We start from the raw sequence: 23,809 nt of genomic DNA, 5'->3' as shown, positions 1-23,809 counted from the left end.
GGTTGGGGTGGCGTCAGGCACTGAAGTCATACTGCGACAGGGGCATGCTGCGAATGCGCTGCCCGGTCAGATGCGACACGGCATTGGCCACGGCCGGCGGCGTGGCCGGCAATGGCGGTTCGCCGATGCCGCCCATCTTGGCGCCGCTTTCCACGATGCGCGCGTGCACCTTCGGCATGCGATCCGGTGGCAGGATCGGATACATGTCGTAATTGCGCGCCCTGGGTTGACCGTTCTCGTACACGGCCTCCTCCAGCAGCACCTCGGACAAGCCCAACGCCGTGGCACCGGCAACCTGCGCATCGATGATCGCCGGATTGACGATGCTGCCCGGATCGACCGCCTGCCAAATATCGTGGACTCGCACCTGACCGTTTTCGAGGGAAACCTCAGCGATGGCGGCGGTCTGACTGCCAAATGGCGAGGCCATGGCCACGCCTCGGGCCCGCCGGCTGCCATCGGCGGCCGTGAATGGGCCGCGCTTCCAACCTCCGGCCAGCTCGGCGACGGCTTGAAGCAGGTGCGTTAGGCGCTGGTTGCCCTTGAGCAGCTTCATGCGCAGCTCGAAGGGATCCTGTCCGCCCTTGTCGGCCAGCTCGTCAAGAAACGTCTCGTAGAGAAAATCGTTCATCGAGTGGCCCACTGATCGCCAGTAGGCGAGCATCGCGGGCGTCTTCACATATAGCTGGGCAATGCGCCGGTTCGGAATGGCATAGGCCTTGCCTGTCAGACCCTCCACCGCGCTGTCATCGACTTTTTTCTTGGAGCGCTGGTTGGCAATGCCCTCGGTGGGGCCTTCGGTGGCGCTGATCGCTTCCAGTGCCACGGGCATGCCGTTGGCGTCCAGGCCGCCGCGAAATTTCACCACGGCCATGGGCCGCATGGGGTCGCGCAGGAATTCTTCTTCACGGCTCCAGATAAGCTTGATCGGCCGACCGGTGGCCTTGGCCAGCTGTACGGCCTGCATATACGGATTGCCCGGCCCATACAGGAAGTGCCGCCCGAAAAAGCCGCCCAGCATTGGCGAGTGCAGGATGATCTTGTCCGCATCGACACCGGCCCGCTTGGCGATATCGGCCAGGAACATGTCCGGCGCCTGATTCGGCAGCCAGATTTCCAGTGTGCCATCGTCGTGAAAGTGCGCCAGGGCCGAGGGCGGCTCCAGCTGCGCGTGGTGAACGTACTGGCTGGAATAGGTAGCGTTGACCACGGTTTGCGCGCCCTTGAGGGCGTCACCGACATGGCCCTTCGATTCGGCGGTCTCGCCATCACCGGAAGCATTGGCCAAATGTTCGCGATAGGACTTGGTGGAGAAGTCCGTCGGCATGTGTCGCGCCGAGGGGTCCGGCTTGGGTTCCTGCCAGTCCACTTGCGCCGTTTCCGCGGCCCGTTTGGCGTTCCACCAGCGTTCGGCGACCACGGCCACCGCGCCGTCCAGGATGTGCACCGAGTGCACGCCTTTCATCGCCTTTATCTGCGCCTCGTTGCGAATGCGGCCAACCGTCATGCCCAGTCGCGGTGCATGCTGCACCGCTGCCTGCAGCATGCCGTCCACGCGCGTATCGATGGTGTACTCGACCCGACCGGTGGATTTGTCGTAGACGTCCACGCGCTTGACCGGCTTGCCGATCCAGCGGAACTGGCCGGGGTCCTTGAGCTTGACGCTGTCTGCATCAGGCACGGCCAGTGCCATCGCATGCGGCGCCAGCTGCCCGTAATCAAGACTCTTGCCGGAGGCCTTGTGTATTACGCGTCCAGGCTCGGTGGTCAGCTCGCCGACCGCAATACCCCACTGATGTGCCGCAGCCTGCAGCAGCATCATACGAGCCAGCGCGCCAATTCGGCGCATCGCGGTGTAGCCAAAGCGTACCGACATGCTGCCACCGGTGATGCGCATGCCGTTGCTCATCACGGTGTATTGCTTGCCGGGCGGCGCGTTCTCGACCAGGAAATGGGTCGGATCGGCGTCCAGCTCCTCGCCGACGATCTGCGCCATGGCGGTGAAGATTCCCTGTCCACCTTCATTGAAAGGGCTTTGCAGGCGAATGCCGCCGTCCGGTCGGATCTCGAGAAATGCCGGTACCCTCGGCGGCGATCCAGCCGCTGCCGTGGCACCCCTTGCTCGCGCCGTATCAAGCGGCAGGCCGAAGCCCAGCACCAGCGCACCGGCGGCAACGCCCGCCGAGGCCAGCAGGAAACGTCGCCGGGAAATATTGGTCGGGGTCTCGTCGGTCGGGAACGTCTCGTTGTGTCCGTTGATATCGGTCGACTGGCTCATGACCGCATCCCCCGGCCATTGGCGGCGGTAGCCGCCTGCATCCGCGCCTTTTCGGCCGCGGCAGAAGGTCCACCGCCTGCCAGGTCCTGCACGGCGGCACTGATTGCGTTGTAGGTGCCGCAACGGCAGAGGTTGGTCATGGAGGCGGCGATCTGCGCCTCACTGGGCTGCGGCGTTTGCTTGAGCAGCGAGGTGGCCGCCATCACCTGCCCAGACTGGCAGTAACCGCATTGGGGCACCTGATGCTCGACCCAGGCGGCGACCACGCGCTGGCCAATGGGATCTTCCTCGACCCCTTCGATAGTAGTGATGTTCCTGCCTTTCACCCCCTCGACAGGCGTTACGCATGAACGCATCACTTCGCCGTCCACCAGCACCGAGCAGGCGCCACATTGAGCGATGCCGCAGCCGTACTTGGTCCCGGTCAGGCCCAGTTCGTCACGGATCACCCACAGCAAAGGCGTATCGCCCTCGGACTGGACGGAATAGGTCTTGCCGTTGATGTGCAGTTCCATAGCTGTCCCACCTCTTCTGGCGGTTGCCTTGTTGGTTGATGAAATCACCATAGCGGGGTTCCGCCGTCCGGTCATCACGACCATGGCAGAAGTGTCTCTGACGGCCGTGCGGACCATGTCGGGCACATACACCACATGCCTCTATCCGTGCCACCGGCATGGCAGGAAGGCACTCCATTCCAAGACCGCTTTCGTGCCAGGGGGTCAGACGATCTGCGTGCATGGCCATTCCGGATCGGGCCGCCGGCAGTGACCGGAGCATATGCGTCATGCCTGGCACATGAGAGGCTCACGCCAGTCCAGCCTGCTTCCATAGCTTGGCGTGGAACAGCTCCAGCATATCCTGGTCCATGTAGGGGCCGATGCGGCTCACAGTGTCGATGTGCATGCTGGCACGATCGGCACTCGAGAAAGCGGGCCAATCAGGCAACCCCTCTGCCCGCGGCACGCCTGTGCGCGCGAATGTTGCCCAGGCGCTGGCAACGGTCTGGGCCAGTGTCGCGGCCTCGCGCCCACCGCCCGTCATCACGCCTCCGGCTTGCGTGACCACGTTATCGAAGACAAAGGGAATTTCGATGGTATGCGGGGAATACAGCTTCCCTGCGAGTATTGGCGACTGCCAATCGAAGCGATAGGCATACACCGGAGCGGCTCCAGGTACGGCCCGCAGGTCCATGATGTGCGAGCTGAGCACGCCCATTCCGTAATCGGAAAAAATCCGGAACCACAGGCTCGATGGATCGTAATCGGGAAAGTCGCGACGATACGTATGCAAAATGTCGAGCGCGGCATTATCGCCGAACAGATGCGCGACACGCCGCTCGAGCTGAGCCGCATCCAGCGTGTAGGCGGCTTTGTCGCCAAGCATGAACAACGTGAATTCGGTGCCGTTCTGTCCGATCAGCAAGGGAACGTCGAGACTGCTGGGCACCGCGCGCGGGTCGAACACGTTGGCGCGAATAAAGTCTCCATCCAGCACTGGCCAGAAGCTGCTTGGAAAGCCCGGTACCTGCATCGACATGGGCGAATCGGCAAGCACCCTCGCCTCCGCGCGAATGACATCCTTGGTGGAGATTGTGTGCAGTTTCTCCGCGGTATCGGGCGTCACGTCGAGCGCACGCAGCACCTTTCTGGCCACGTCATCGGCTTGCCCTGGTTGCAGGAATCGGGTCAGCGGCCCGCTCTCGATGACGGCGCGATGAAACAGCCCCTTCGCCGCGGGAACTCCCAACATGGTCGACACCTTCCAACCACCACCCGACTCCCCGAAGATCGTGACTCGATCCGGATCGCCGCCAAAAGCCGCGATGTTGTCGCGCACCCATTCCAGTGCAGCCACGATGTCGCGAATGCCCAGATTGGATGCGTCGGCGAAGTCGCCTCCAAGCACACGCGAGAGGTCCGTCAGACCCGACGCGCCCAGCCGGTGGTTGAGCGTGACCACGGTGACATCATGTCCACCAGCCAACCGTTCGCCATCATAAATAGCGCACGATCCGCTGCCACTGACCCAGCCTCCACCGTGCAGCCATACCATCACCGGGTGGGAATGGCGGGTATCGGTCGGCGTCCACACATTCAGCGCAAGGCAGTTGTCGCCGACATGCACGTAAGACGGCGTCTGAAATGCCGGGCTCACCGGCGTGGGACCGACCACGCCCGTATCCTGCTGCGGGCACGAATCGGCGTAGCGAAACGCATCGCGTACGCCCTGCCATGGTTTTACCGGCTGCGGCCTGGCAAAGCGGTTCCGTCCGCCGATGTCTTGCGCATAGGGGATGCCGAGAAAGCGATTTACACCCCCCTGGCTGACGCCCCGCACGCGGCCTGATGCCGTGCGAACCACAGGGTGCGCGGCGTGCGCTGCCGGTACCGCCGCAGCGCGGACAGTTCCACCAGTGCTGACAGCCAGCCATGCCGTGCCCGCGGTGGCCTTGAGCAGGGTTCTTCGCAACAGGTTGGTGCCTTCTCGACCATGTGATGGGTTCACGATGGTTGTCCTCACTCACACCCAGGCCCGGGCACCGGGCGTGGCACCGTGGCGACAGCAACACGCCATCGCCACGGAACTGGCATCAGACGCGAAGCAGTGTCTTGATGGCGCGTCGCTCGTCCATGGCGCGGTATCCCTCGGCGACGTCGGCCAGTGGCAACTGCAGGTCGAACACCTTGCCTGGGTCGATGGTCCGCTTCAGCACCAGATCCATCAGGTCGGGCAGGAAACGGCGCACCGGTGCCGGCCCGCCGAGCATGCCCGTCTGCGAGAAGAAAAGTTGCTGGCCATCGAACTGCACACCGTGTGGCACGCCGACGTAGCCGATCATGGAACCGGGACGGGCGCACTGAATGGCCTGCGTCATCGACTCCTGCGTACCCACGCACTCCAGCACCGAATCGGCGCCCACACCCCGCGTCAGTTCCTTGATACGGGCCACGCCGGCCTCACCACGCTCGGAGATGATGTCAGTGGCGCCGTACTCCAGCGCCAACGCCTGACGGCTCTTGTGCCGGCTCATCGCGATAATACGATCAGCACCCATTTGCTTGGCGGACAACACCCCCATCAGGCCGACGGCGCCGTCACCGACCACGACCACGGTGGAGCCGGGCTGAACGCGAGCGGCATCGGCCGCATACCAGCCGGTACCCAGCACATCGGAGGCGGCCAGCAAGCCGGGGATCAGGTCCTCGTCGGGCATCTCGGCGGTGGCTACCAGGGTCCCGTCTGCCAGTGGGACGCGTGCATATGGTGCCTGCGCTCCGGTCATGAATTCGCGCTGTTCACACGAGGACTGGAAACCGAACTGGCAATGCGGGCAGGTGTTGTCGGACAGACAAAACGAGCCGACCACGAATTGGCCCGGCTTGACGTTTTTCACCTCGCTTCCGACCTCGACGACAACGCCGCAATATTCGTGTCCCATGGCGGCCGGCCCATCCAGGGGCTGCAGACCACGATAAGGCCACAGGTCCGATCCACAGACACAGGTGGCGGCAAGTTTGATGATCGCATCGGTGGGTTTGATGATCTGCGGATCGGCAACGTTCTCGAAACGCACATCGCCGGGACCGTGTAAGACAGTGGCAAGCATCTTTAGGGCTCCAATCGGAAGGTGACGGTAAGATCAGTCGGCGACGACCGGGCTCATGTAGTGTTCATCGGACACATGCTCAAGCCAGGTGACCGGCGAGCCATCCTGGTATTCCTGAACCGCGATATGGCTCATCGCGGTGGTGTCGGTGGCACCGTGCCAGTGCTTTTGTCCGCAGTTGCAGAAAACCACGTCACCGGCAAGGATCTCCTTCTTCGGCCCTCCCTCGCACTGCGTCCAGCCGCGTCCGGAGGTCACGATCAGGTGTTGTCCCAGCGGGTGCGTATGCCAGGCCGTGCGGGCTCCCGGTTCAAAGGTCACCTGTGCCGCGGAGACACGGCTGGGCTCGGTGGGCTCGAACAGCGGATCAATCCTCACGTCACCGGTGAAGAACTTGTCCGGCCCCTTGATGGACGCACGGGAACCATTGCGGTCGATACGCATTGGTGCAGTCATGGTGTGTTCTGCCTTTTTTCCTTGGGTGAGAGATAGCGGCGCGCCCTTGGCGAGCGCCCGCAGGGGACGCGGTAGCGCCAGCCCGCCGCCCGCCAGTGCCGACAAACGCATGAACTGCCTTCGGGTCAAACCGACGGGAGGCATGACGGGTCTCCTTGCACGAGGTTGCGCGTTATCTGGTGCTCGCGCCGATGGGCCGGCAGGCGGCAAGCCAGGTGGCGCCAATCATGGGCCACAGTGTCCGCCTGCCCTGGAAAACTTTCTAGCTAATCAGTTATGAATGGCTCTATTAGAGAAATTAATAATTTTCCCGTGGGAAACTTTCGCCATGGCCAGACGCAACTTCGATGACTTGCTCGCATTCGTGACCGTCGCACGCGAATCGAGTTTTACCCGGGCTGCCGCCATTCTGGGGGTTACCCAGTCGGCGTTGAGCCAGACCATCCGCACGCTTGAGGAGCGCCTGGACATTCGCCTGCTGACTCGAACCACACGAAGTGTGTCGCCCACGGCCGCCGGCGACCGGTTGCTCAAGGCCATCGGTCATCGTTTCGATGAAATCGAGGCCGAGCTGGAGGCGTTGTCGGCGTTACGGGACAAGCCGGCAGGCACCGTGCGCATCACGTGTGGAGACCATGTGCTGCATTCCATCCTTCTGCCCAAGCTCTCGCCCCTGCTGCGCGAATACCCGGACGTGCAAATCGAATTTGACGTCAGCTACGGGTTTCGGGACATCGTCGCGGATCGCTTCGATGCGGGCGTGCGCATGGGTGAAAGCATCGACAAGGACATGATTGCCGTCCCCGTGGGGCCCGCTCTGCGAATGGCCGCGGTGGCCTCCCCTGAATACTTCAGTGCCCATCCGGTGCCAGGCAAGCCCGAGGATCTGCTTTCGCACACCTGCATCAACCTGCGCCTGCCCACGTACGGGGGGCTGTATGTCTGGGAGTTCGAGCGCGACGGTCGGGCTTTGAACATCCATGCCGATGGCCAGCTCACGCTCAACACCTCACCGCATATCGTCTCCGCTGCGCGGGCCGGGCTGGGTGTAGCGTTCCTGCCCGAAGACGAAGTGCTGGCACATATTCAGGCCGGGCGTCTGGTACGTGTACTGGAGGACTGGTGCCCGCCCTTCCCGGGCTATTTCCTTTATTACCCGAGCCGTCGTCAGCCGTCGCCGGCCTTCTCATTGGTGCTTGATGCGCTACGCCTGCATGCGCGTACGAGCAACTAGCACGCAGGCGTACACGTTGTCTGCGAAACTCAGCTTGTTCCATCACCGTACGCCATCCATGCCGTCAGCTCGGGATGTGCCGATGCGCGGCGATCCGATTCAGTGGCGTGGTTCGATCCTGACGGTCGCCGCGCGGGCGCGCTCCCCGATCATCGCGTGCAGGTAGGGGCTACCGGCATATTTGGTTCGATACGCTTCATCGACGCGATGATCGATGGCGCCGGAAACAGGTTCAAAGTTCACTTCCAACGTCATACCCGCCGCGCGAATGCGTCCGGCCTTCTGGGCCAGCGCAGCGCGATACCAGCGCGAGCGCTGTCCGTTGTAGGCACGTACGTAGAGTGCGCCATCCACCACCACCGACCAGATCCAGGTCAGGGTGCCGTAGGTCTCTCCATCATCGCGGAACGGCGCGATGTGCAGGTCGTCGGTAGTGGCGATTTGTTCGATCACTTGTTGTGGCCATGCGGCCATGCGGAAACCTCCGTCGCGCCCGTAACGGGCCGGTTAGCATCAGGCGTTGGACTCAGCGTCGACGGCCTTGGCATGCAGGCCATCCATGCCACGTCGTTCAATCGAATGTCAGCACCAGCCGCCCGCGCAAGCCACCGGCATCGAAGCGACGATGTGCCTGAGCCGCCTGATCGGCGGGAAACTCCCCCGCGACCCGCAGCGGCAGCAGGCCGTTTTTCACCTGTTCGCCGAGGCGAGCGATGGAGGCGTGATCGGTGACGCGCTCACGCACGTTGACAAAGATCAGGCGCACACCGCGCTCGAGCGTCGTTGGTTGCACAAAGCGCAGGGCAATGATGGTGCCGTCATCACGTACGGCGGGCGCTATACGTTCCAGCAGCCCGGCGGTATCCACTACCGCATCGACACCCGCCGGAATCATGTCCCGCATCCGCTGCGCAGCGTCATCGCCGCGCGCCACGAAGTGATCCACCCCCATACTGCGCAAATACGGTTCATCCTGCGCAGAGGCGATGGCCACCACGTTCAGGCCCGCCTCGCGAGCCAGCGCCACGGTGAAGGTGCCAACCGCTCCGGCAGCACCGGTCACCAGCAGCTGGGAACCGGCTGGCAAGTCCAGCGTATCCAGCGCATTGCGCGCGGTGAGCGCGTTCATCAGGAACGATGCAGCTTTCGCAAGCGGCACTCCTGGCGGGGCGGGTATCACCGAGGCAGCAGGCAGACACACATACTCGCTGTAACCGCCATATCCACCCTGGTTGTCGACCACGCCAACCACCGCCATTCCCTGCTCCAACCCGAGGGCAGGATCCACGTCATCACCCAGCGCATCGATATGGCCAGCGATGTCCATGCCGGGCACGAACGGCGGCTCCAATGACTTGAATAACGCCGACAGCTCCCCTTCGCGAACCATTACATCGACAGGATTGATGGCCGCGGCCTTCACTTTGACGCGAACCTGCCCGGCCAGGGGCTGCGGATCAGCAAGCTCGACCCGATGCAGCACGTCAGGCCCGCCGTAGTTTTCCAGTCCAATGGCGTACATCTCGTTTCTCCTCAGTCAGCTGACAAAATGCCCGAATAGCTGCCCGAGGCTGACGGGTCGGGGAATCGGCACACCACGACTGACGATGGCAAGGGGGGGCGCCCTCCAGGCCAAGCCCTGCTTTGACGGCTCAAACGGTGGTGCCAACGTCGGTATGGACCCAGGCATCGGAACGGGCTGAATGAATGAATGTCTCTGGCCGCTGCATGTTGCGCAGCGCCGATGCTCACGCCTGCAAAAAAACGGTGCATGGCCCGGGCAACCCGGCACTCAGCACATGGCGCACAGCATAGGGTCTGCCCGCTCATTCATTAAGACCCATCACTTACTAACACCTATAAGCGTCGCTAACCGATAGCTCGCCTGGCGCCAGCTTTACATGGGTGCGCCCATCACTGGCAGCACGATGCCGGTGATGTAGCTGGCGCAGGAGGGGGCGGCCAGAAACACGTAAGCCGGGGAGATTTCTTCCGGCTGTGCCGGGCGGCCGATATCGGTCTTGGAGCCGAAACTTTCGATTTCCTGCTCGGGGCGATCGGCCGGATTGAGCGGTGTCCACACCGGCCCGGGAGCCACGGCGTTGACGCGGATGCCGCGGTCGGCCACGTTGCTGGCCAGGGCCTTGGTGAAGGCGTGGATGGCGCCCTTGGTCATGGAGTAATCCAGTAGCCCTCCACTGCCGCCCAGACCGGTCTCCGAGCCGGTGTTGATGATGCTGCCGCCGCGCCCGATGTGCTCAAGCGCGGCGCGGGCCATGTGGAAATAGCCGTAGACGTTGGTGCGTATGGTTTCGTCGAAATGCTCGTCGCTGATCTCGGCGATGTCGCGGGCGTGCTCCTGGAAGGCGGCGTTGTTGACCAGGATGTCCAGACGGCTAAACGCCTGCACGGTTTTCTCCACGGCCTGCCGGCAGAAGTCTGGGGATTTCACATCGCCGGCGATGGAGAGCGCCTGGCGCCCTTCCCGCTTGATCTGGTGGCAGGTTTCGGCGGCGTCTTCGGCTTCTTCCGGCAAGTGCACGATGGCCACATCGGCGCCTTCGCGAGCGTACAGCACGGCCACGGCACGGCCGATGCCGGAGTCGCCGCCGGTGATCAGCGCGATCATGCCCTTGAGCTTGTCGCTGCCGATGTAGTCGGGGGCTTTGTACTGCGGGCGAGGTTTGAGGTCGGCCTCGGAACCGGGCTTGTGTTGATGCTGGCGCGGTAGCGGATTTTCCGGGTGCCGGCGGACATCGGTCTGCGCGGCATGCGGATCAGCGGCGTGGCCCAGTTCGTCCTCGTGACGGTCGATGTCATCCTGGATGGCGCGCTGGCGGTCGGCGCCGGACGATGCGCTGTTCATGGCCTTGGGCTCCTTGAGAAATCAGGAGCCCCAGCCAATCACGTGGCGCATTTGCCGACAGTGAACGCGCAGTACCTGTTGCTGCCGTCGTTCAAAGCGCAGACAGCTGACGTTGCCCAGGCCATTCAGTGTTCGCTGCCGCCACTGAGCTCGGGAGCGGTCCGCGTCGGATCCAGCGCGCAGGCCAGTGCCACGCGCACGCCCTGTTCCATGTCGGCCAGGCTCATGCTGGGCGCATCGCGGCCGCTGTCTGCGGTCTGCTGCGAGCTGTAGGGAATGTGCATGAAGCCGGCGGGTGTATCGCTTTTGGCCAGGTGATGCATCAGACCGTAGAACACCTGATTGCAGACGAAGGTGCCGGCGCTGTGCGACATGTGTGCCGGCAGCTGCGCCTCGTGCAGCGCACCCAGCATGGCCTTGATCGGCAGCGTGGAAAAGTATGCCGCGGGACCGCCATCGAGTACCGGCATGTCGATTGGCTGCCAACCTTCATTGTCGGCGATGCGTGCGTCGATCAGATTGATGGCCACGCGTTCCAGCGAGAGCCGCGTGCGACCGCCGGCCTGTCCCAGGCACAATACCAGCGCCGGCCTGTGCGTCTTGATCGCTTTGAGCAGATGGCCGAGCGCCTTGCGAAAACTGGTGGGCAGGCACTCGGCCACCACCTGATGTTCGCCGATGCGCTGACCGTCCAGCGCCTGGGCCACTTGCCACGACGGGTTCTCGGTTTCACCGCCGAAAGCATCGAATCCGGTCAGTAGAACGTTGAGGTTTCGCATGCCTTTTATTCTAGGCCGTCACGCCAGCACGTAAAGTGCCACCAGGTTGAATGCAAGCAGCACCACCGCCGTGGGCCATTGCGCGCGGATCACCGCCCAGTTGTCATCGAGCTCCAGCAAGCGCACCGGCACCACGTTGAAATTGGCCGCCATCGGCGTCAATAACGTGCCGCAGTAGCCGCAAAGCATGCCCAACGAGCCGATGATCGCGGGGCTGGCACCGTGCTGGTGCACCAAAAGTGGCAGACCGATGCCGGCGGTAAGTACCGGAAAGGCGGCAAACGCATTGCCCATCACCACCGTGAATACCGCCATCCCTACGCCGTAGGCCAGTACGCAGGCCAGCAGGCTTTGCGTGGGAATGATCCACGCTGCGGCCTGGGCAATGTCCTGGCCGACGCCACTTTGGTTCAGCACCACGCCCAGTGCGGCCAGGGTCATGGGCAACAACGCCGCCCAACCCAGGGTATCGAGCAGACGCCGCCCTTCGGTGGCCATGGTCGCGGGTCGCTGACGCCCTGCCCTGACGGCGGCGACGGCGGCGATGATGCAGGCCAGCGCCAGGCCGATCAGGGTTTTGCGCTTGGGATCGAACAGCGTTTCACCGCCCAGATGCAGGTGGCCGCCGATCAACGTGACCAGCACGGTGATGGCCGGAATCAGCAGCGCCGGGCCGAACAGCTTGTGGCCCAAGCGATGCGCGCTGGCCTGGCGCTGGGCTTGTGGCGGCAATGACGGATAGCGCTTGCCCACGCCTGGTGCCAGCAGCGCCAGCACTACCACACCGACACCGGCCAGCTCCTGCGGCCACAGCACGCCGTGGGCCTTGGCCGCCAGCACGGCATCGCCGCCAAAGAACAGCGCCGACAACAGCAGCCAGAAGCTACCGTTGCGCCATTGGCGATCACGGAAGTTGAGCAGCGCGCTGACCAGAAGGAACAACGCGGTCAGGTCGATGGCAAAATCAATCCCGATCACCGCCAAGCGCCTCCTTTTGCAGGCGTCGGCGCCAGATGACAATGCGCAGGGCGTGGATGACAAAGGCCGCGATCGCCGTGGGCAAGGCCCAAAGCGCAATCGACAATGGCGCCAGCTCGATGCCGTTGTTGGCGTAAAAGCCCTGTATCAGCAGCACCGCACCCAGCGCAATGAACACGTCCTCGCCAAAAAACAGGCCGATGTTGTCGGTGGCTGCCGCCAGTGCGCGCACTTTTTTGGCCTCGTCCTCGCTGCTGGGCCGGCCCTGGTCGCGCTCGTGCGCAGCCTCGCTCATCGGCGCCAGCATCGGGCGCACCGTCTGCGGATGGCCGGCAACATTGGTCATGCCCAGCATGGACAGGATCTGGCGCAAGCCCAGATAGCTGATCAGCAGCCTGGGCAGGCTCATGCCGCGCATGGCGGCAATCCAGCGTGCGGCATGCTCGCGAAGGCCGCAGCGCTCCAGCACGCCGATGGCCGGCAAAGTCAGGATCACCATCAGCAAGGCACGCGAGGAAACAAACGCATCGCCGATCATGGCCAGCAGATGCGGCACATCGAAGCCCGCCAGCAGACCGCTGACCACGCCGCCGGCAACCACCACCAGCACCGCGTTGAAGCGCAGCAGAAAACCGACAACGATCACCAGCACGCCCAGCATGGGCCATGCGTTCACTGCGTGCTCTCCAGGCGGACCAGCTCGACTCCGGCTCGGCGCAAACCTTCGTGCAAGGCCTGCGCGAAAGCCGCGGCGTGGGCGCGATCGCCATGCACGCACAGGGTGTCGGCGCGTACCGACAGAGTTTGCCCATCGCCGCACAGCACCTCGCCCTTGGTGGCCAGCGAAAGCGCCTGCCGCACGGCCTGCTGTGGGTCTTCAATCACCGCGCCCGGCTGGCCGCGCGGCATCAATGCACCGGAAGGCTGGTAGGCGCGGTCGACGAAGGCTTCGTGAGCCACCGCCAGACCGGCATCCTCGGCACGTTTGACCAAGGTGCCGCCAGCCAGGCCGACGATGCGGATACCATCGCCGAGCGAACGCACGGCGGCGACTATCGCATCAGCCAGCGCGGTATCAGCCTCGACCATGTGATAGAGCGCACCGTGCGGCTTGAGGTGTGCGATTTGGCCACCGCTGGCCTGTGCCATCGCCTGCAAGGCGCCGATCTGCACCACGCACATGGCTTCCAGTTCGTCCGGCTTGACCGCCATGGCGCGGCGCCCGAATCCCACCAGATCCGGCAGGCCCACATGCGCGCCGATGGCCACGCCAGCCTCGACCGCCGCACGTACGGTGTGGCGCATGGTCAAAGGGTCACCAGCGTGAAAGCCGCAGGCAATGTTGGCCGAAGTGATCCAGGGCATCACCTCGGTGTCGGCACCCATGTGCCAGGCGCCGAACGATTCACCCATGTCGCAGTTCAGGTCGATCCGGCTCATGCCTCTCCCGTCAGTCGTCGTGCGATGTCGCCTTCCAGTTTACCCAGCATGCGGCGCTGTTCGTGAAGTGCCGAAAAGGCCGCATCCGGGTGTATCCACGTCAGGCGTACTCGATGACCCGGGCGGCACTGTGCCAGCCGCGGCAAGTCGACATCGGCCACCTTGCCGATGCGCGGATAGCCGCCGGTGACCGGATGCTCGGTCATCAGCACGATCGGCTCGCCACCGGGTGGCAGCTGGATCACCCCCGGCACACTGGCTTCGCTGAGCATTTCCACCGGTTCTCGCAGCATCAGTGGCACGTCCAGAAGGCGCACGCCGACGCGATTGCTGTCGGTGCCCACCTGGAACGTGGCCTCGGTGAGTGCGCGACGCGAAGCGTCGTCGAGCATGGTGGTGTGGCTGCCGGCGAGCACACGCAGTACCACCGGCTGGCTGGCGTCGAACCACGGCGACGGGTCCAGCGACCATTCCAGCGATTCGGTGTCCGGGTGCAGTTCCACGGGCGGGCCCAGGGGCAATTCGTCACCGGCTTTGATCGCTTGCTCCAGCGGACCGAGGCGGGCATTCAAATCGGTGCTGCGACTACCCAGCAGCGGCGGCACGTCGATACCGCCATCCACGGCCAGATAGGCACGGCAGCCAGCCGCCATGCCACCAAGATCGAGGCTCGCCCCAGCGCGGACACGTACCGGTCGCCACATCGGCAAGGGCTGCTTGTCGTGTCTTGCCTGTGGCATCGGTGCGCCGCAAAGGGCCACCCAGGCATCGCGTTGCAGTTGCAGCTGCGGCCCCTGCAGGCTGAGCTCGAGCACGCAGGCCTCGGGCCGGTTGCCAACCAGGGTGTTGGCCAGCCGCGCACAGGGCGCATCAGCGGCACCGGCAGCGCCAATGCCCAAGTGTGCATAACCTTCGCGGCCCATGTCCTGCAGGCTGGTGAGCAGGCCCGGCTTGATGACCTTGATCATGCGCCGCCCTCCTTCGCCACGAAGCGCACCCGATCGCCGGGGGCGAGCAGGCAGGGACGCTCGCTGTCGGCGGGGTCGAACAGGCGCGTGTCGGTGTGCCCTATCAGCTGCCAGCCGCCAGGCAGTTCGGATGGATACACGCCGGTCTGCGCGCCGCCAATGGCCACGGCACCGGCCGGCACGCGTGTGCGCGGCGCTTCGCGGCGCGGTGTGTGCAGCGCTTCGTCCAGCCCCAGCAGATAGGCAAAGCCGGGCGCAAAGCCGATCATCGCAACCTGATACTCCGGCGCGGTATGGCGGGCAATCACTTCGTCCACGCTGAGGTTGGCATGGCGGGCCACCTGCTCCAGGTCGGCGCCGACCTCGCCACCGTAATTCACTTGGATACGGTGCGTGCGTGGTGTGGCGCTGGGTTCGGCCTGCCGATCCAGGTCGCGCAGCAGTTCGCGCAGCTGTGCTTCCCACCAGGCGTGCCGGGGCGGTGCCTGAAAGCCGGCCGCCGGCATGTGCCAGCGCACCAGCAGACTGGCGTAGGCCGGCACCAGTTCGCGGATGGCCAGATGGCTGGCGGCGCGGATACGCGCGGCGGCGGCATGCACGGCGGCGTTTACGGTGGCATCCATGCGCTGCCCGAAACGCAGCAACAGGGCCGATGCACTCATCGGCTCGTAGCTAATCTCCATGGTGCGGTATGACTCCATCGTAGGGCTCAAGGGGCGGCATTCATCGTACAACCGCGCACCGCCCTGCCCCAGCGTTCGGCTGGTGGGTGGGTTAGCTGGCGATTCATTCGCCGGCAGGCACGATGGCTGTCACACTCACCATCGGGAGCGAGCCATGGCGCAGGTGGAAGGCGAGCACGGCGAGCATCACTACGAGGCCTTCTGGAACGTGCAGGATCAGGCGATCTACTGGGGCGCCGTGGTGCGCCTGGATGAACGCGTGGTCGGTCGGCCACGCGGCATCCTCAAGCTGTCGGCCATTGACGGCAACGAGGAAGCGGCCGTGCGCAAGGTGGTCGAGGAGGCCATCGACGAAGGCCTGGACGTGGAGGAGTAGCCGTCCGCTCAGAGTTCGCCCGCTGATTTGCTGCGGCGGGCACGAAAGAATTCGCGCAACAGACTGCCCGACTGTTCCGCAAACAAGCCGCCAGCGGTGGTAATGGCGTGGTTGTGGCGATCGGACACGAGTGTGTCGAAGACGCTGCCGGCCGCACCGGTCTTGGGGTCGGTGGCGGCGTAGACCACCCGCCCGATACGCGCATGCACCAGCGCCATCGAGCACATCGCACACGGCTCCAGCGTCACGTACAGGGTGGCGCCCGGAAAGCGGTAGTTGGAAAGTTTCTGCCCTGCCGCGCGCAGCGCGACGATCTCGGCATGGGCGGTGGGATCGTGCAGCGTGATGTTTCGGTTCCAGCCCTCGCCGACGATTCGCCCGCCCTGCACCAGCACTGCCCCCACCGGCACTTCATCTTCGGCATCACGGGCGTGGATGGCCAGGTCCAGCGCACGGCGCATGAAAAGCTGGTCCGCCGAGCTGAACACGGGCGAGTCGGAAGGCAGGTTCATGAAAGGTCATCAGTGACGGGGGAACGCTCATGCATGGCCGGATGATGCGAGTACGACACGTGCAGGCCATGCATGAAGGGCCATCATAATGCAGCCGGCGCGAAGCGACGTGCGCAATCAGTGAAAATCGCGCGAGCGCACATCCAGGCCATCCAGCCAGTCGCTGCGATCGAGCAGGCGTCGGGCGATCAGGTGGCCGACGCCATCGACGGTTTCCCAGCGCCCTTCCACCACCAGCAGGCGTGCTTCGAGCAGAGCGCGATGAAAATGCTCGGCCACGCGGCGCCAGACCACCACGTTGATCCAGCCATGCTCGTCTTCCAGCGTGAGAAAGGTGACGCCCGAGGCCGTTTGCGGGCGCTGGCGCATGGTCACGATGCCGGCCATGCGCGCCGGACGGTTGTGGCCAAGACGCTGCAGCCGCTGCGAGCCTAGATGGCCGCTGGCACTCAGCCTGGCACGAAGCTGGGCCAGTGGATGCGTGCCAAGACTCAGACGCGTGCGCGCATAGTCGGCCAGCACGTCCTCGTGCACGGTGGGTACCGGCAGCGGTGCATGGCTTTCCTCGGGACCGCGACGCCCCAGCAGCGGGCGCTCGGGTTCGATGCCCGCCACCTGCCAGTGGGCACGGTAGCGATGGCCGGCCAGTCCTCGCAGCGCTCCGGCTTCGGCCAGCAATTCCAGCGTGCGGCGCTCCACGCCGCTGCGGGCACTTACGTCGGCCATGTTCTCGAAGGGCGCTTGCTGGCGCGCCTCTAGCAATGCCCCGGCCTCGCCTTCGTGCAGGCCCTGGACTTGCCGCAAGCCCAGACGGATGGCCAGACCGCCATGGCTTTTGGCATCGGCTTCCAGTGAGCTGTCCCACTGGCTGTAACGGACATCGATGGGCCGCACCTGGATGTCGTGCCGGCGCGCATCCTGCACGATCTGGTGCGGACTGTAGAAACCCATCGGCTGACTGTTGAGCAGCGCGCAGGCAAAGGCAGCCGGCTCGTGACGTTTCAGCCAGGCCGAGACATAGACCAGATTGGAAAAACTGGCGGCGTGGCTTTCCGGAAAGCCGTAGCTGCCAAAGCCCAGAATCTGCTGGAAAATGCGCTCGGCAAACTCGCGGGCATAGCCGTTTTTCTGCATGCCACTGAAGATGCGCTCGCGGTGTGATTCCAGCCCGCCATGGCGCTTCCACGCGGCCATGTCGCGCCGCAGTTGGTCGGCCTCGCCCGGCGAGTAGTCGGCCGCCACCATGACGATGCGCATCACCTGTTCCTGGAACAGCGGCACGCCCAGGGTTTTATGCGTGGCCAGGCGCAGCGCCTCGGTGGGATATTCGACTGCCTCCTCGCCGCGGCGCCGGCGCAGGTACGGGTGCACCATGTCGCCCTGGATCGGGCCGGGGCGCACGATGGCGACCTGGATCACCAGGTCATAGAAATTTGCCGGCCGATGGCGCGGCAGCATGGCCATCTGTGCGCGGCTTTCAATCTGGAAAACGCCGATGGTGTCGGCGCGCTGGATCATCTCGTAGGTGGCCTGGTCATTCGTGTTTTGCGTCAGGCTGGCCAGGCTGTGGCATTGGCCGCGGTGGCGCTCGACCAGCGCCAGGCAGCGGCGCACACAGCTGAGCATGCCCAAGGCCAGGCAATCGACCTTGAGCAGCTTCATGCGGTCCAGGTCATCCTTGTCCCACTGGATGATGGTGCGATCGGCCATGGCCGCGTTCTCGACCGGCACCAGCTCGCTGAGCGCGTGATGGGAAATGACGAATCCGCCCACATGCTGGCTCAGGTGGCGCGGCTTGCCGGTCAGCTCCTGCGCCAGCGTCAGGATGCGCCGTAGCAAAGGACTGTGCGGATCAAAGCCCTGCTCGGCCAGACGTTGCTGCAGCGGAATCTCCATGCGCTGCCAGGCCATGCTCTGGGTCAGCCGATTGACCTGGTCTTCCGGTAGCCCCATGGCGCGGGCCACATCGCGCATGGCGCTCTTGCCGCGATAGCGGATCACCGTGGCCGCCAGCGCGGCGCGCTCACGCCCGTATTTGGCGTAGATGTACTGGATGATCTCTTCGCGGCGTTCGTGCTCGAAGTCCACATCGATGTCCGGCGGCTCGCCACGCTCGCGGCTGATGAAGCGTTCCATCAGAAGATCAATGTTGGCCGGATTCACCTCGGTGACTCCCAGCGCAAAACACACCGCCGAGTTGGCCGCCGAGCCGCGCCCCTGGCACAGAATGCCCAGGCGGCGCGCCTGGCTGACGATATCGTGCACGGTCAGAAAATAGCTGGCGTATGCAAGCTCCTGGATCAGCGCCAGCTCCTGCTCGATCTGAGCGCCGACCTTGTCCGGCGTGCCCTGTGGCCAGCGCCAGGTCTTGCCCTCCTCCACCAGATGGCGAAGCCAGCTGTCGGGCGTATGGCCCGCGGGCACCAGTTCCTCGGGATAGCGGTAGCCAAGGTCCTGACCCAGATCGAAATGACAGCGCTGGGCGATGGCCACACTCTGTGCCAGCAGCTCGGCTGGATAAAGGCTGGCCAGCGCCTCGCGGCGGCGCAGGTGGCGCTCGCCATTGTTGAACAGTAGCGCGCCGGCCTGGGCCACCGTGGTGCGGTGGCGAATGGCGGTCATGGTGTGCTGCAGCGGCAGGCGCCGGCGCACATGCATATGCACGTCGCCGGCGGCGACCAGCGGCATGTCCAGGCGTTGCCCGGCTTGCTGGAGCCGGCGCAGCTGCGCCTGATCGTCGGGCCCTTTGTGCAGCTCCACCGCCAGCCAGCAGCGCTCGCCGAAGGTATCCTTCATCCACTGCCCGTGCTCCAGCGATGGCGCTGTATCCGCCGGCGGAATCCACAGCGCCAGCGTGCCGGCAAGGCCATGGCTCACATCGCTGCGCGACAGCCGATAACGTCCTTTCTCCGAAGCGCGCCGGCCCCGCGTGATCAGCCGGCACAGCTGGCTGTAGCCTTCCCGGCTTTCACACAGCAGTACCAGCGCGGGGCCATCGTCCAGACGGATTTCGGCGCCGACGATCAGCTTCACCCCGGTTTTCTGCGAGGCCTCCAGGGCGCGGACAATGCCGGCCAGCGAGCACTCGTCGGTAATGGCTAGGGCGCTGTAGCCGCAATCGCGGGCACGCTCGAATAGCTCCATGGCATGGGACGCCCCGCGCTGGAACGAGAAGTCGGAAAGACAGTGCAGTTCGGCGTAGGCGTTCATGCAAACCAGCCGTGCAGCATCCAGCCATCGGCCTCGCCAGACGGGCAAAACGCCCAGGCGCGCTGCCCGTCCGCCGTCTGCACCAGGTAATAGTCACGCCGGATGCCACCCTCGTCCCACCAGCCGGTTTCCATGCGTTCGGGGCCGGCCAGGATGCGCGGTGGCGCGCCACGCAGTGGCACCGGTTGCGTCAGCAGCCAGCTGGGCCGTGGCTGCGGTGCGGTCTGCACAGTATCGGCCGGGCCTTTGTGCTGGGCGCGCTCGGGCCGCGGGTCGACGGTCGGCGCCAGCCGGTAGATGGCCTCGTCGCCCAGGCGTGCGCGCAGGCGTTCACGTAGCTGCGCCATGGGGATGGCATGGGCCGGACGGGTGTCGAACAGGTCGCGCCCCTCCGGCACGAACGGCGGCAGATGCCGGGCCTTGAGGCGAAGGTCGAGCACCGGCGCCGGCAGTTGCAGCGCTTCCAGGCGTCCGCGCGCCGTCTCGAACAGCATGGCGGCATCGCGCTCGGGCGCCAGCAACCGGATATCCAGACGCGTGGCCGGGCGGCCATGATGGTCCAGGCACAGTACGAAGTGCTGCACGCCACCGTCGCGGCCGGCCAGATAGCTGGCCAGATCCTGCGTCAGGCGGCGCAGCGGAAATATCAGCGCGCCGGTGTTTTCCACCTCGTGCGACAACTCCACATGGTGATCGAACACATCCGCTGGCCGAAACCGCTCCAGGCCATCAGGGGCCTCGCCCAGCAGTTTCGCCAGCAGGCTCACCATGTCCTGGCCGAAGCGCCGCTGCAGGTGGCTCCGATCCATCTGCAGCACCTGCCCCATGGTGCGCAGCCCCATCGCCTTGAGGCGCGCACAGGTGTTGCCGGAAAAGCCGATGCGCTCGACCGCTACCCCGCGCAGGGCGGCATGCAGCTCGCCCCTCCCGGTGACCGCCTGCAGCGGACGTTCCGCGGCCATGACGGCGGCCGCCTGCGGTGTGGGCGCGGCCGCCAGCCGATGCTGAAAACCCTGTGCCTGCAGCAACTGCTGCAAACGCTCAAACAACTGCGGCCAGGCGCCGAACAAGCGCTGGCTGTGGCTGATCTCCAGCGCGATGGCGCCGGGCATCAGGCAGACCTCGGCGCTGAACTGATAGGCCAACGCGGCAAGAAACCGAAGCCAGCCGGCGGTAGCCGCGGCATCGTAGGGGCGCATCTCGAAATCGGCCAGCAAGGCCTGCGCCGTGGCCAGTTTCTGCCCCGCATACAGGCCGGCCTGACGCGCCGCCACATTGACCGCCACCAGGTGCCGGTCATGAGCATGGCCATCCAGCAGCACCAGCGGACGATCAGGATCCGGATGGCTGCGCAGTACCGCATCCATGGCCAGGTTCGGCAAGGTAAAACAGGCCCAGAGCATCACCGTGCGCCCTCACCCGAACAGGTCCAGCGCGATCAGCGTGGCCGGTGCATGGGCCCCACGGCATTTGTGCACGCGGATGCCGGGGGTCGGCTGGCTGACCAGTTCCACGCGCAGCGCGGCCGGTGAAGGCTGCCGGAGACAATGACGATCACGAAATACCCAGGCTTGGGCCTGGCCGGTGCCGGCGGCCACCTGCAACTTTCTCAGCACCCGGTCATCGACCTGCTGCGGCCAGGCCAGCACCGCGCTGCAACTGCCCGAGCGCAGGCATTGTTCGGCCGCCCACAGCGCATCGCTACCCTGCGCCTGGATGATTTCCACCTGCTGCATGGCAATGCCCAGCTGCTGCCATCCGGCCACGCATGGCACATAAGGCGGCGCCACCACGGCGATGGGACGCGTCGTCTGGCTAAGGCGCGCCAATGCCGGTGCCAGCAGCCGCAACTCGCCCACACCATCGACCGGCAGCAGTACTTCGCTCAAGGCGGCATCAGGCCAGCCCCCGCCCGGCAGCACGCTGTCCAGCGCCGGCCAGCCGGTGGGCTGGTGACTGCCGGTGCCGTTGGCGGCCGTCTTGCCCTTCCAGACCTGCCGGGCCTCCAGCAACGGCGCCAATGCGAGCACGGCGCTCATCAGCAGCCCCTCAGCAAGCCGGCAAAAAGGCCCTCGATGGCGAAATCCTCGGTGGGATCGGGGGTGATGGGATGATGCCCCGGGCTGTTGGGCAGCAGACGGATGACATCGCCCTGCCAGTACAGGCGCTTGATGGTGAAGCGGTCATGCTCCAGGCGCGCCGCCACCACCTGCCCGTGCCGGGCCACGGCGCTGGCATGCACGCCGACCAGGTCGCCATCGAGAATGCCCTCGTCGCGCATGGAATCGCCCATCACGCGCACCAGGTAGTCCGGCCGCAGGCGGAAAATATCCCGGGCCACGGTCAGGGTGCGTTCGACCCGGTTGTCAGAAAAGATCGGCTCGCCCGCGGCGATGCGACCGATCAACGGCAACGCCAGCAAGCCCTCTTCCATCAGCGGTGCGGGTGTCGGCGAGGCCAGGCGAATACCGCGCGAACGGTTCGGCGCCACCACCAGATGGCCCTTGGCCTCCAGCGCCCGCACGTGCTTGCGCACGGCGCTGACATGGGCAATGCCCACGGCCTGGCCGATTTCCTCCAGGCTGGGCGCTTCCCGGGTGGCGCCCAGGCGCTGGCGGATGAACGCCAGGATCTGTTGCTGGCGTGTGGTCAGTGTCAGGCTCATACGCCTATTTTCACCTTTTTTGGTGAAAATGAAAGCGGCGCCGAGCCGGCCACAAAAAAGCCCGCCGATCAGGGCGGGCTTTCAAGAGAACAAGAAGACCTTATTCCCACTCGATGGTGGCCGGCGGCTTGCCACTGATGTCATAAACTACGCGAGATACATTGCGTATCTCATTGATAATACGTCGGGATACCAGGTCGAGGAATTCGTACGGCAGGTGCGCCCAGTGGGCGGTCATGAAGTCGATGGTTTCCACCGCACGCAGCGCGATGACCCATTCGTAGGCGCGGCCGTCGCCGACCACGCCGACCGACTTCACCGGCAGGAACACGGCAAACGCCTGGCTGGTGCGCTCGTACAGATCGTGGCGGCGCAGTTCCTCGATGAAGATGTGGTCGGCACGCGCCAGGATCTCGGCGTACTCGGGCTTCACTTCACCCAGGATGCGCACACCCAGGCCCGGACCCGGGAACGGGTGGCGGTAGACCATGGCATGTGGCAGACCCAGCTCGACGCCAATACGGCGCACTTCGTCCTTGAACAGCTCGCGCAGCGGCTCGACCAGCTTGAGCTTCATGTAGTCCGGCAGGCCGCCGACGTTGTGGTGGCTCTTGATGACGTGGGCCTTGCCGGTCTTGGCGCCGGCCGACTCGATCACGTCCGGATAGATGGTGCCCTGCGCCAGCCACTTCACGCCTTCGAGCTTGGACGATTCCTCGTCGAACACCTCGATGAACAGGCGACCGATGATCTTGCGCTTGGCCTCCGGGTCGGCCACGCCTTCCAGTTCGCGGAAGAAACGCTCGCGGGCGTCGACGCGAATCACGTGCACGCCCATGTGCTCGGCCATGGTGTCCATGACCTGGTCGCCCTCGCCGTAGCGCAACAAGCCGGTGTCGACGAACACGCAGGTCAGCTGGTCGCCAATGGCCTTTTCCAGCAAGGCGGCGACCACGGACGAATCGACGCCGCCGGACAGGCCCAGCAACACGCGGTCGTTGCCGACCTGTTCGCGCACCCGTGCCACGGCATCATCGACGATGTGTGCGGCGGTCCACAGCGTCTGGCAGCCGCAGATGCTGGCGACAAAGCGCTTGAGCACATCGTTGCCGCGCACGCTGTGGGTGACTTCCGGGTGGAACTGCAGGCCGTACCACTGGCGCGATTCGTCGGCCATGGCGGCAAACGGGATGCCGTCGGTGGTGGCGGTGGCTTCAAAGCCCGGCGGCAGCGCGGTGACGCGATCGCCGTGCGACATCCACATCACGCTGCGCTCGCCTTCGCGGAAGTCGGCAAACAGCGCATCGACCTTGGCCACGGTGAGGTCGGCACGGCCGTATTCGGCGTGGTGGCCGCCCTCGACGCTGCCACCCAGCTGGTGCGCCATGGCCTGCATGCCGTAGCACACGCCCAGAATCGGCACGCCGGCGTCGAACACGGCCTGCGCGATGCGCGGCGAGCCGTCCTCGGTGACCGACTCGGGGCTGCCGGAGAGGATGATGCCGCGCGGTGCAAAATCGGCGATCTCGCTGGCGTCGTGATCCCAGGCCCAGATTTCACAGTAGACACCGATTTCGCGCACGCGGCGGGCAATCAGCTGCGTGTACTGCGAGCCGAAATCGAGAATCAGGATCTTGTCACTGTGGATGTTTTGCATGGGCGCCGGGAATCGGAATTTAAGGAGTCAAGAACGGTCAGAACGCGAACGAGTTGAGGCTGGCGTGGAGAATCCATTCCCCACTCCCGATGCCCCATTC

Annotated in this window: 22 protein-coding genes; 2 read left to right on the top strand and 20 right to left on the bottom strand. The window is 64.9% G+C overall.

The features are described 5' to 3' along the window. Positions 1-13 precede the first annotated feature (13 nt). From HBF24_RS09825 to HBF24_RS09805, 5 genes are all read right to left on the bottom strand, one after another. Positions 14-2,278 (bottom strand): xanthine dehydrogenase family protein molybdopterin-binding subunit, encoded by a 2,265-nt coding sequence (locus HBF24_RS09825; protein ID WP_167172432.1) that lies wholly within the window; start codon positions 2,276-2,278, stop codon positions 14-16. Continuing rightward, positions 2,275-2,793: a (2Fe-2S)-binding protein gene (locus tag HBF24_RS09820; RefSeq protein WP_167172430.1), complete on the bottom strand. Its 519-nt coding sequence runs from the start codon at positions 2,791-2,793 to the stop codon at positions 2,275-2,277. The genes HBF24_RS09825 and HBF24_RS09820 overlap by 4 nt, the downstream gene beginning before the upstream one ends. Positions 2,794-3,082: 289 nt before the next feature. Continuing rightward, positions 3,083-4,783 (bottom strand): carboxylesterase family protein, encoded by a 1,701-nt coding sequence (locus tag HBF24_RS09815; protein WP_167172428.1) that lies wholly within the window; start codon positions 4,781-4,783, stop codon positions 3,083-3,085. Between the two features lie 85 nt (positions 4,784-4,868). Further along, positions 4,869-5,885 carry a zinc-dependent alcohol dehydrogenase family protein gene (locus HBF24_RS09810; RefSeq protein ID WP_167172426.1) on the bottom strand — a complete coding sequence of 339 codons (1,017 nt, stop codon included), beginning with the start codon at positions 5,883-5,885 and terminating at the stop codon, positions 4,869-4,871. 33 nt (positions 5,886-5,918) lie between these two features. Then, positions 5,919-6,485 carry a cupin domain-containing protein gene (locus tag HBF24_RS09805; RefSeq protein ID WP_167172425.1) on the bottom strand — a complete coding sequence of 189 codons (567 nt, stop codon included), beginning with the start codon at positions 6,483-6,485 and terminating at the stop codon, positions 5,919-5,921. A 184-nt stretch (positions 6,486-6,669) separates the two neighbouring features. On the opposite strand from HBF24_RS09805, the gene HBF24_RS09800 reads away from it, so the two are divergent. Continuing rightward, entirely contained in the window at positions 6,670-7,575 is a 906-nt protein-coding gene (locus tag HBF24_RS09800) for a LysR family transcriptional regulator (protein WP_167172424.1), read from the top strand. Between the two features lie 99 nt (positions 7,576-7,674). Here the strand turns inward: HBF24_RS09800 and HBF24_RS09795 are convergent, their stop codons facing one another. The 9 genes from HBF24_RS09795 to pxpB all read right to left on the bottom strand — a co-directional run bounded on the left by HBF24_RS09795 (position 7,675) and on the right by pxpB (position 15,289). Further along, complete coding sequence (locus tag HBF24_RS09795) at positions 7,675-8,049, bottom strand: DUF2255 family protein (RefSeq protein WP_167172423.1); 375 nt, start codon at positions 8,047-8,049, stop codon at positions 7,675-7,677. Between the two features lie 97 nt (positions 8,050-8,146). Then, positions 8,147-9,097, bottom strand: coding sequence for an NADP-dependent oxidoreductase (locus HBF24_RS09790; protein ID WP_167172422.1), 951 nt, complete (start codon positions 9,095-9,097; stop codon positions 8,147-8,149). 375 nt (positions 9,098-9,472) lie between these two features. After that, positions 9,473-10,441, bottom strand: a complete 969-nt coding sequence (locus HBF24_RS09785) for an SDR family oxidoreductase (RefSeq protein WP_167172420.1) — start codon at positions 10,439-10,441, stop codon at positions 9,473-9,475. Between the two features lie 125 nt (positions 10,442-10,566). Next, positions 10,567-11,220: a pyroglutamyl-peptidase I gene (gene pcp, locus HBF24_RS09780; protein WP_167172418.1), complete on the bottom strand. Its 654-nt coding sequence runs from the start codon at positions 11,218-11,220 to the stop codon at positions 10,567-10,569. Positions 11,221-11,238: 18 nt separating this feature from the next. Next, on the bottom strand, positions 11,239-12,198 hold the full coding sequence (locus HBF24_RS09775) for a DUF979 family protein (protein WP_167172416.1): 960 nt from the start codon (positions 12,196-12,198) through the stop codon (positions 11,239-11,241). Continuing rightward, positions 12,185-12,874 carry a DUF969 family protein gene (locus tag HBF24_RS09770; protein ID WP_343162741.1) on the bottom strand — a complete coding sequence of 230 codons (690 nt, stop codon included), beginning with the start codon at positions 12,872-12,874 and terminating at the stop codon, positions 12,185-12,187. Before HBF24_RS09770 ends, HBF24_RS09775 begins: the two co-directional genes overlap by 14 nt. Then, positions 12,871-13,638 (bottom strand): 5-oxoprolinase subunit PxpA, encoded by a 768-nt coding sequence (locus tag HBF24_RS09765; protein WP_167172415.1) that lies wholly within the window; start codon positions 13,636-13,638, stop codon positions 12,871-12,873. Before HBF24_RS09765 ends, HBF24_RS09770 begins: the two co-directional genes overlap by 4 nt. After that, entirely contained in the window at positions 13,635-14,606 is a 972-nt protein-coding gene (locus tag HBF24_RS09760; RefSeq protein ID WP_167172413.1) for a biotin-dependent carboxyltransferase family protein, read from the bottom strand. The genes HBF24_RS09765 and HBF24_RS09760 overlap by 4 nt, the downstream gene beginning before the upstream one ends. Continuing rightward, entirely contained in the window at positions 14,603-15,289 is a 687-nt protein-coding gene (gene pxpB / locus HBF24_RS09755; protein ID WP_240922413.1) for a 5-oxoprolinase subunit PxpB, read from the bottom strand. Before pxpB ends, HBF24_RS09760 begins: the two co-directional genes overlap by 4 nt. A gap of 154 nt (positions 15,290-15,443) precedes the next feature. Between pxpB and HBF24_RS09750 the strand changes: the two genes are divergently transcribed. Continuing rightward, the gene (locus HBF24_RS09750; protein WP_167172408.1) at positions 15,444-15,665 is read left to right on the top strand and encodes a hypothetical protein; all 222 of its coding nucleotides are present in this window, start codon (positions 15,444-15,446) and stop codon (positions 15,663-15,665) included. Between the two features lie 8 nt (positions 15,666-15,673). On the opposite strand, the gene tadA is transcribed toward HBF24_RS09750, so the two are convergent. The 6 genes from tadA to guaA form a co-directional block, all read right to left on the bottom strand. Next, positions 15,674-16,177 (bottom strand): tRNA adenosine(34) deaminase TadA, encoded by a 504-nt coding sequence (tadA, locus tag HBF24_RS09745; protein WP_240922411.1) that lies wholly within the window; start codon positions 16,175-16,177, stop codon positions 15,674-15,676. Positions 16,178-16,294: 117 nt separating this feature from the next. Next, the gene (locus tag HBF24_RS09740; RefSeq protein WP_167172406.1) at positions 16,295-19,387 is read right to left on the bottom strand and encodes an error-prone DNA polymerase; all 3,093 of its coding nucleotides are present in this window, start codon (positions 19,385-19,387) and stop codon (positions 16,295-16,297) included. Beyond that, positions 19,384-20,790 (bottom strand): DNA polymerase Y family protein, encoded by a 1,407-nt coding sequence (locus tag HBF24_RS09735; protein WP_167172404.1) that lies wholly within the window; start codon positions 20,788-20,790, stop codon positions 19,384-19,386. Before HBF24_RS09735 ends, HBF24_RS09740 begins: the two co-directional genes overlap by 4 nt. Positions 20,791-20,802: 12 nt before the next feature. Then, positions 20,803-21,426, bottom strand: coding sequence for a translesion DNA synthesis-associated protein ImuA (gene imuA, locus HBF24_RS09730; protein ID WP_167172402.1), 624 nt, complete (start codon positions 21,424-21,426; stop codon positions 20,803-20,805). Beyond that, a complete protein-coding gene (gene lexA / locus HBF24_RS09725) occupies positions 21,426-22,052 on the bottom strand; it encodes a transcriptional repressor LexA (RefSeq protein ID WP_167172400.1) in 627 nt (208 codons plus the stop codon). Before lexA ends, imuA begins: the two co-directional genes overlap by 1 nt. 100 nt (positions 22,053-22,152) lie before the next feature. After that, complete coding sequence (gene guaA / locus HBF24_RS09720) at positions 22,153-23,709, bottom strand: glutamine-hydrolyzing GMP synthase (protein WP_167172398.1); 1,557 nt, start codon at positions 23,707-23,709, stop codon at positions 22,153-22,155. Positions 23,710-23,809: the final 100 nt, after the last annotated feature.

Source organism: Oleiagrimonas sp. C23AA (genome assembly GCF_011759385.1).
GTDB lineage: Bacteria > Pseudomonadota > Gammaproteobacteria > Xanthomonadales > Rhodanobacteraceae > Oleiagrimonas.
The sequence above is the reverse complement of the archived record's forward strand: the minus strand, read 5'-3'. Positions and strand labels throughout refer to the sequence as shown.